Annotated in this window: 5 protein-coding genes; 4 read left to right on the top strand and 1 reads right to left on the bottom strand. The window is 61.6% G+C overall.

Annotation, left to right across the window (positions count from 1 at the left end; genetic code table 11):
* The first annotated feature begins 233 nt into the window (after positions 1-233).
* A complete protein-coding gene (locus tag QZY67_RS11545; protein WP_295370454.1) occupies positions 234-1,628 on the top strand; it encodes a conjugal transfer protein TraL in 1,395 nt (464 codons plus the stop codon).
* A gap of 3 nt (positions 1,629-1,631) precedes the next feature.
* On the opposite strand, the gene QZY67_RS11540 is transcribed toward QZY67_RS11545, so the two are convergent.
* The gene (locus QZY67_RS11540) at positions 1,632-2,066 is read right to left on the bottom strand and encodes a DUF3842 family protein (RefSeq protein WP_366448972.1); all 435 of its coding nucleotides are present in this window, start codon (positions 2,064-2,066) and stop codon (positions 1,632-1,634) included.
* Between the two features lie 223 nt (positions 2,067-2,289).
* On the opposite strand from QZY67_RS11540, the gene QZY67_RS11535 reads away from it, so the two are divergent.
* The 3 genes from QZY67_RS11535 to QZY67_RS11525 form a co-directional block, all read left to right on the top strand.
* Entirely contained in the window at positions 2,290-2,580 is a 291-nt protein-coding gene (locus QZY67_RS11535) for a hypothetical protein (protein WP_294536914.1), read from the top strand.
* Positions 2,581-2,662: 82 nt separating this feature from the next.
* On the top strand, positions 2,663-3,577 hold the full coding sequence (locus QZY67_RS11530; RefSeq protein ID WP_295370452.1) for an SH3 domain-containing C40 family peptidase: 915 nt from the start codon (positions 2,663-2,665) through the stop codon (positions 3,575-3,577).
* A 228-nt stretch (positions 3,578-3,805) separates the two neighbouring features.
* The coding region (locus tag QZY67_RS11525) for a site-specific integrase (protein WP_295370450.1) at positions 3,806-4,450 on the top strand (645 nt) is incomplete at its 3' end.

The raw sequence follows: 4,450 nt of genomic DNA, 5'->3' as shown, positions 1-4,450 counted from the left end.
GCATGTCCCCGAAAATGACGGATTTTCATTTGATTCCGTCATCTGCGGATGACGGAACTCTGCGAGGCTTCCCCTTCTGGGAGGTTTTTCGACACGCTGGGTTATTGTTCGTGCTGGCACAGCTTAAGGCAGGAAGATTTGCGTCCCTGCCGCTCCTTTCGCCCGGTTTCCCGAGATTTTCTCCCTTTTCCATGGTAGGCTTGTGGAAGATTCTTCCTGAAGGAGGGAATTTTATGTCTGACACGCTCTGGCACCCGCCCCGCACCTGCGGAGCCTGGCTGGCAATTCCGTGCGGGGCAGCGGGCGCGGCGCTGCTCATGCTGGCGCTGGCCCGGGTCATGGGGCTCCAATACGCCGCCCAGCCGGGCCGATGGCTGATTTTTATGCTGGTCCTGATGCTGGCCGCCCTGGCGCTGGCCCTGCTGGCCCTGGAGGGCTGCGGCTGGCAGCTGTGCCTGCTCTGCCTGCTGCCGGTGGGGGCGGCCCTCTTCTACCGGGTGCTGTGCCTGGATTACTGCTCCTACGATTACTACGACTTCCTCGGCCCCTGGGTGGACTACTTCCGGAGCCACGGCGGCTTCACCGCCCTGAAGGACAATGTGGGGAATTACAATGTCCCCTACCTCTATTTTCTCGCCGCCCTCTCCTACCTGGATGCACCGGATTTCTACCTTATCAAGCTCTTTTCCGTGCTCTTTGACGTGCTGCTCGCCTGGAGCGGCTTCCGGCTGTGCCGTCTCTTCTGTCCGTCCGGCAGTCCCCGGCCCGCCGCCGCCTTCTGTCTGCTCCTTCTGCTGCCCACGGTGGTGCTCAACGGCGCCTGCTGGTCCCAGTGCGACGCCATCTACGCCGCCCTTATCCTCCACGCACTGGCCTGCGGCCTGGAGCGTCATGGCGCCGCCTCCCTGGTGCTGGCCGGCCTGGCCTTTTCCGTCAAGCTCCAGACCATCTTCCTCCTGCCGCTGTGGGCGGCTCTCTGGTTTACCGGGCGGATCCGGACCAGGCATCTGCCCCTCTTCCCCGCCGCCTTCCTGGGCGCTGTTTTCCCGGCGCTGCTGGCAGGAAAGCCTCTGCCCGACATTCTGGGGGTCTACGTCGGACAGGCGGAGGCCTACGCGGATTATCTCACCCTCAACGCCCCCTCCGTCTACGCCCTGTTCCCGGACGCGCTGTCAGGAAATGTGTCCCTGCTGGCCCCGCTGGGCATCGCCGCCGCCGGGCTGCTGACCCTGGGCGTGCTGCTGGCCCTCTTCCTCAACCGGCGGCAGGCCGGCGACCTGGCGCTGCTGGCGGGCGGCGCGGTGCTGTCCATCGGGATTCCCTTTCTCCTCCCCCACATGCACGACCGTTACTTCTTTCTGGCCGACGTCCTCACTCTGATTCTGGCCTGCACAGACCGGCGGCGCATCCCCCAGGCGGCACTGGTGCAGGTGGCCTCTCTGGGCGCCTACTACGCTTACCTGAAGCTGGAGTACGCCTTCCCCATGGCGCTGGGCGCGCTGCTGATGCTGGCTGCTCTGGTCTGCGCCGCCTGCGGGCTGTTCAGCGCCCTGCGTCCCCCGGCAGGCATCACCCGGGAAATACCCAGACACCCCCGTCTGCCTGGCAGACAGGGGCGTGTCAGATGATGATCAGGCCTGGGTCAGCCGGTCCAGCTCCTCGCCCACCAGCTCCATGGCCCGGTCCAGGTACCGTGACACCGGTCCGGGCTCCGCCGCCACCCGGATGTGGCAGCGCTCCATGGGGATGAGAATCTTGACCGCCTCGCTCTCCCCCACCGCCAGCGCCATAGCAGGGGTAACCTCCCCCAGCAGGCCGTTGGCCGCCAGTATGCTGGCCACCCCCAGAATGATCTGCGCCTTTCCCGCGTTGACCACAATGGCGTTCTCACCTGTGGCGCCGTCGTCGGCGCCCGCCTTCAGCATGCGGGCGGTGGCCCCGGAATTGGTCCCCAGCGCACGGACATAAAGCCAGGGGTAGCTCTTCTTCAGCTTCTCCACCAGGCTCTTCCCGATTCCGCCGCCCAGGCCGTCCACTACGGCTACAATAATATTTTCCCGTTTCAATCCCTACCAACTCCATATGTTATCTCTTTTTTACTCCATCTCCGCAATTTTACCCCGCTTCGCTCAAAATTGCAAACAATTTTTACGAAAAAATCAGTCCGTCATTTTGATTGACATAATAGTTGTCTTGGCAGGATTTTCTGCCGGAAAAAGTTTGACACGGCGACTACAATGTGTTACAATTTGGTTACAGTTTGATTTTAGTTGTTACAAGGAGGGCCTCATGGCGAAAGAAAAGATTCCCCTGGTTTATAAAGGACACCCGCTCCGCCGCAAGGACAACCTGATTTACTACGGCAGCATGGCCGACAAATACATCATTATGATGCAGATTCTGGACACCAAAAAGGTGGACGACCTGGATGTGGCCTCCCGTGTGTCCGTGCAGCTGCAGCTCACCGACCCCGACCTGAAGAGCAGGGACCGGGTGGTGAAGAAGACCGAGAAGGACAGCCTGTACAACGCCATGGACGTGGCTTCCGTCTGGCTGGAGCGCAGCCTCTCTTCCAAGTAAGAGGCGCTGCCCACGCAACCGTTACAAAAGAGAAAACCTCCCGGCGCAAGCCGGACTGAATCTGTTATGGAGGCTGATACCAATGATACCTGCCGGAAAGTTCCTGCGCGTCGCAGTTCTCGGCGCCGCCCTCTCCGCCATCACCGTCGCCGGCGCTTCCGCCGCCAGCGTGGGTGTGGGCACCGTCAACGCCGACGCCCTCCGCCTTCGCGAGAGCGCCAGCACCGACTCCACCATCCTGGCCACTGCTCCCAGCGGCGACACCGTCGTCGTTCTGGAGGACGCGGGCAACGGCTGGTACAAGGTGGACTACAAGTCCATTGAGGGCTATATGTCCGGGGAATATCTGGACGTGCAGGCAACTGCCGATGTGAAAATCGGCTACGGCAAGGTCAACGCCGGCGGCTCCACGTTGAACATGCGCAGCGGCCCCGGCACCGGCTATGACCGGGTGGCCACCCTGAGCGACGGCACTGTGGTGGACATCGTGGGCATCGACAACGGCTGGTACAAGATTACATATAACGGCGCCACGGGCTATGTCAGCAGTGACTATATGATTACGGTGAAGGACTCCGCGGGCTCCCGGGGCGACGGCGCCGCCGTTGCTGCCACCACCTCCAGCCTGGGCCAGCAGATCGCCGACTATGCCCAGAATTTCCTGGGCTGCGCCTATGTGTGGGGCGGCAACGGTCCCACCTCCTTTGACTGCTCCGGCTTTACAAAGTATGTGTACGCCCAGTTCGGCTACACGCTGAACCGCACCGCCACCGACCAGCTGGCCAACGGCGTGGCCGTGACCAAGGATCAGCTCCAGCCCGGCGACCTGGTGTTCTTCAACAACGGATACACCTCCAAGCCCGTCTCCCACGTGGGTATCTATATCGGCGGCGGCAAGTTTATCCACGCCTCCACCAACGCCTATGTGGTCCAGATTGACGACCTGTCCAGCGGCTACTATTCCCGCACCTATGTCTATGGCCGTCATATCATCTGAGCATTGTTTTCCATGCCTCCATACATAACAGAACAGAGCACGCCGCTGTTTTTTTGAAGCGGCTCAAAAGAAAAGTTAAAGCCGTTCAGGCAGCCAAAAGGGCTTGCCGTCTGCCAACCGCAGGCGGCAGGCCCTTTTGCTCTGTCCTGATACGCGGTTGTTGAAAGAAAGGCGTTGCTCAATCATTAAAAGAACTTGGTAAGCGTCTACTCCTTTGGGAAAGTAGGCGTGAATGACATCTGGTATCAGAACTATGTGAAACCTCAGATCCGCCCCACCACCCAGGCCAACTACGAGGCGAAGATCTATCAGCACATCATCCCGGAACTGGGGAAAACCCCCCTGAACCAGCTGGCACAGAAGGACCTCCAGCAGTTCTATGCCCGGATGAAAACGGGCGGGCGGCTTATCCGAACGGAGCAGTTCGGCAAAGGGCTGTCCGACTCCATGGTGCGCGGCCTCCACGCCGCCTGCCGGTCCGCACTGGAGAAGGCGGTGCAGGAGGAGCTCATCCGCACCAACCCGGCGGTGGGCTGCAAGCTGCCGCCCAAGCGGGGCCGGGAGATGCAGGCACTGGGCCGGGAGGAACTCCAGCGGTTCCTCATCCAGGCCCAGGCGGAGGGCTACTACGAACTGTTTCTTCTGGACTTATGCACCGGCCTGCGCCGGGGCGAACTGCTGGCCCTCCAGTGGGACGACCTGGACTTCAAGACCGGGACCCTGACCGTGAACAAGCAGGTCTACGAGGTGCGGGGACAGCTCCAGGTGAGCATCCCCAAGACCCGCGCCTCCATCCGCAGGCTGGTCCTGCCGCCCGGCGTGGTGGAGGTGCTGCGGGCGTATTGGGAGACGGTGGACTCCCGGTGGATGTTC

The organism is uncultured Pseudoflavonifractor sp. (genome assembly GCA_904419835.1).
Taxonomy (GTDB): Bacteria; Bacillota; Clostridia; order Oscillospirales; family Oscillospiraceae; genus Pseudoflavonifractor.
This window is presented reverse-complemented; position numbering and strand designations above follow the sequence as displayed.

Bases quoted from the DNA above. Each gene is read 5' to 3' on its own strand.
- QZY67_RS11530 (WP_295370452.1), top strand. From the start codon at position 2,663: ATGATACCTGCCGGAAAGTTCCTGCGCGTCGCAGTTCTCGGCGCCGCC.
- QZY67_RS11545 (WP_295370454.1), top strand. From the start codon at position 234: ATGTCTGACACGCTCTGGCACCCGCCCCGCACCTGCGGAGCCTGGCTG.
- QZY67_RS11535 (WP_294536914.1), top strand. From the start codon at position 2,290: ATGGCGAAAGAAAAGATTCCCCTGGTTTATAAAGGACACCCGCTCCGC.